Raw genomic sequence first — 3,148 nt, forward strand, 5'->3', positions numbered from 1 at the left:
ATAGAGTAGGCACACAGCGTTGTGCGATTGACGAGAAAGTAGAGATTCGTGACTGAGATTCCGACCCTGACCCGCCGTGGACTGATTGTGGCGGGCAGCGCCACGGTGGCGGGCGCTTCCGCCTTCGCCCTGGCTGCCTGCTCCCCCTCGGCTGAGGAGCCGGACAGCACGGCATCGGAGCCGGCCGGACTGCAGCCCGGTACCGAGCTCGCATTGCTCGCCGACGTTCCGGTCGGCGGCTCACTGGGCGTTCAGGTTGATGGCTCGGCCATCCTGCTGTCGCAGCCGGAGGAAGGCGAAGCGATGGCATTCAGCGCGATCTGCCGCCATCAGGGCTGCGTGGTGGCCGCCGCCGGGGCGTCGTTCGATTGCCCGTGCCACGGGTCCCGCTATGACGCCGCGACCGGTGCCGTGCTGAATGGGCCGTCGACCCTGCCCCTCATTCCGATCGAGGTGACGGTCAGCGACGGCCGGGTTGTGGTCGCCTGATGGACTGGGTGTTCGGGGATCTGCCTCTGCACCCGCTGGTGGTGCATCTCACCGTCGTCCTGATCCCGATCGCCGCGCTCACCCTGGTGCTCGCGGCAGTGTGGCCCGCCGCTCGCCGCCGGCTCGGCCTCCTGCCGCCGATCCTGGCCTTGATCGCATTGGTGCTGGTCCCGATCACCACTGCGGCCGGCACCTGGCTCGCCGACAGGGTGGGGCGCACACCCTTGGTCGACCGCCACGAGGACCTCGGCAATTCGATGCTCCCCTGGGTTATCGCGATGTTCGTTGCCGCGGTCGCCGTGTGGGCCTGGCACAAGTTCTTCACCAAGGCGACTGGGCGGGTTCGGCTGGTGGGCTCGGTAGTCCTGGCAGTCGCTGCCATCGCGATCGCAGCCGGATCAGTGGTAACGATCGTTCAAATCGGAGAGTCCGGGGCAACAGCAGTCTGGACTGGCAACTTCAGCGAGGATCCGGTTCCGGCTCCTTGAGGCTCTCCTGCTTCAGGCGCGCTTGGCGAACGCCAGTGGTTCCTCGACGTACGGTGACCAGGCCTCGCGGAGCTCGTCCGGGATGCGCTTCGGCCGCCCGGTCGCCGCGGTGACCATCACCAGTGTCGTGGCGGCTCGGGTGAACAACTGGCGCGGCGTAACACCGGTCGGCGAGTAGAGCTCGTAACAGATCTCCAGGCTCGCACCGCCGATGCGGCCGATCCACATCTCGATATCGATTGGCGCCCGCATGTAGGGGATCGGCAGCAGGTACTCGATCTCCTGGCGGGCAATCAGGGTCATGGTTTCGGCACCGGGACGGCCGTCGAGAACTGCGGTGGCCGGCACCGGCCCGGCATCCGTAACCGCGTTGGCGTCCGGCGGCCAGAACGCCTGGATGCGTGCCTCCTCGAGCAGGCGGAACATCTCGGCGTTGTTGACGTGCGCGTAGGCGTCGAAGTCCGACCAGCGGAGCGAGATGGCGACGTGCAGGCGCACGGTCAGTCCCGGGTGAGCTTGCGGTAGGCGGACCGATTCGGCTTCGCCGCATCCGGCCCCAGCCGCTCGATCTTGTTCTCTTCGTAGGACTCGAAGTTTCCCTCGAACCAGTGCCAGTACGACGGGTTCGAATCCGTGCCCTCCCACGACAGGATGTGCGTCGCAATGCGGTCGAGGAACCACCGGTCGTGAGTGATCACCACAGCGCAACCGGGGAACTCGAGCAGTGCATTCTCCAGGCTCGACAGCGTTTCGATGTCGAGGTCGTTGGTGGGCTCGTCGAGGAGCAGGAGGTTTCCGCCCTGCTTCAGGGTGAGTGCCAGGTTGAGGCGGTTGCGCTCACCACCGGAGAGCACGCCGGCCTTCTTCTGCTGGTCTGGACCCTTGAACCCGAACTGCGACACGTAGGCGCGCGACGGGATCTCGGTCTTGCCGACCTGGATGTAGTCGTGCCCCTCGGACACGACCTCCCACAGGGTCTTGTTCGGGTCGATTCCGCCGCGGCTCTGGTCCACGTAGGAGATCTGCACGGTCTCGCCGATCTTCAGGTCACCGTCATCGAGCGGCTCCAGGCCGACGATGGTCTTGAACAGCGTCGTCTTTCCGACACCGTTCGGGCCGATGATCCCGACGATCCCGTTGCGCGGCAGCGTGAAGGAGAGCCCGTCGATCAGAATGCGGTCTTCGAAGCCCTTCTTCAGGTTCTTCGCATCGAGCACCTGGGAGCCGAGGCGTGGGCCGACCGGGATCACGATCTCCTCGAAATCGAGCTTCCTGGTCTTCTCCGCCTCCGCAGCCATCTCCTCATAACGGGCCAGGCGGGCCTTCGACTTGGTCTGGCGGCCCTTCGCGTTGCTGCGCACCCAGTCGAGTTCCTCGGCCAGGCGCTTGGCCATCTTCTGGTCTTTCTTGCCCGCGATGTTCAGGCGCTCGGCCTTCTTCTCCAGGTAGGTCGAGTAGTTGCCCTCGTACGGGTAGAGCCGCCCGCGGTCGACTTCGGCGATCCACTCGGCGACGTGGTCCAGGAAGTACCGATCGTGAGTGACGGCCAGGACGGCGCCGTGGTACTGGGCCAGGTGCTGCTCCAGCCAGAGCACACTCTCGGCGTCAAGGTGGTTGGTGGGCTCGTCGAGGAGAAGCAGGTCGGGCTTCTGCAGCAGGAGCTTGCACAGCGCGACGCGACGCTTCTCACCACCGGAGAGGTGGGTGACCGGCGAATCACCCGGCGGGCAGCGCAGCGCATCCATCGCCTGCTCCAACTGTGAGTCGAGGTCCCAGGCGTCGGCGGCGTCGATGGCCTCCTGCAAGGTGCCCATCTCGGAAAGGAGGGCGTCGAAGTCGGCGTCCGGTTCGGCCATCGCCGCGGAGATCTCGTTGAACCGGTCGACCTTGTCCTTGATCTCGCCGAGGCCCTCCTGCACGTTCTCGAGCACGGTCTTCGACTCGTCGAGCACCGGTTCCTGCATCAGGATGCCCACGGTGTAGCCGGGGGTCAGTTTGGCCTCACCGTTGCTCGGGGTGTCAAGCCCGGCCATGATCTTGAGGATGGTGGACTTACCGGCACCGTTGGGGCCGACCACACCGATCTTCGCTCCCGGCAGGAAAGCCATGGTGACGTCATCGAGAATGAGCTTGTCGCCGACCGCCTTGCGGGCGCGGACCATCGAGTAAAT

At 65.7% G+C, this 3,148-nt stretch carries 4 protein-coding genes; 2 read left to right on the forward strand and 2 right to left on the reverse strand.

The window, feature by feature from the left end; genetic code table 11:
* Positions 1 to 48 precede the first annotated feature (48 nt).
* Both VFV09_00535 and VFV09_00540 read left to right on the forward strand, forming a co-directional pair.
* Entirely contained in the window at positions 49 to 489 is a 441-nt protein-coding gene (locus tag VFV09_00535) for a Rieske (2Fe-2S) protein (protein HEU4866187.1), read from the forward strand.
* Entirely contained in the window at positions 489 to 977 is a 489-nt protein-coding gene (locus tag VFV09_00540; protein HEU4866188.1) for a DUF2231 domain-containing protein, read from the forward strand. Before VFV09_00535 ends, VFV09_00540 begins: the two co-directional genes overlap by 1 nt.
* A gap of 12 nt (positions 978 to 989) precedes the next feature.
* Here VFV09_00540 and VFV09_00545 read toward each other — a convergent pair whose 3' ends face one another.
* Positions 990 to 1,475 carry a thioesterase family protein gene (locus VFV09_00545; GenBank protein ID HEU4866189.1) on the reverse strand — a complete coding sequence of 162 codons (486 nt, stop codon included), beginning with the start codon at positions 1,473 to 1,475 and terminating at the stop codon, positions 990 to 992.
* A gap of 2 nt (positions 1,476 to 1,477) precedes the next feature.
* Positions 1,478 to 3,148, reverse strand: a 1,671-nt coding sequence (gene ettA, locus VFV09_00550) for an energy-dependent translational throttle protein EttA (GenBank protein HEU4866190.1), incomplete at its 5' end; no start/stop codon positions are given.

Source organism: Actinomycetota bacterium, assembly GCA_035759705.1.
Lineage (GTDB): Bacteria > Actinomycetota > CADDZG01 > JAHWKV01 > JAHWKV01 > JAJCYE01.

What these genes read in the sequence shown, in the direction of transcription:
- VFV09_00540 (HEU4866188.1), top strand. Translation starts at nt 489, where the DNA reads ATGGACTGGGTGTTCGGGGATCTGCCTCTGCACCCGCTGGTGGTGCAT.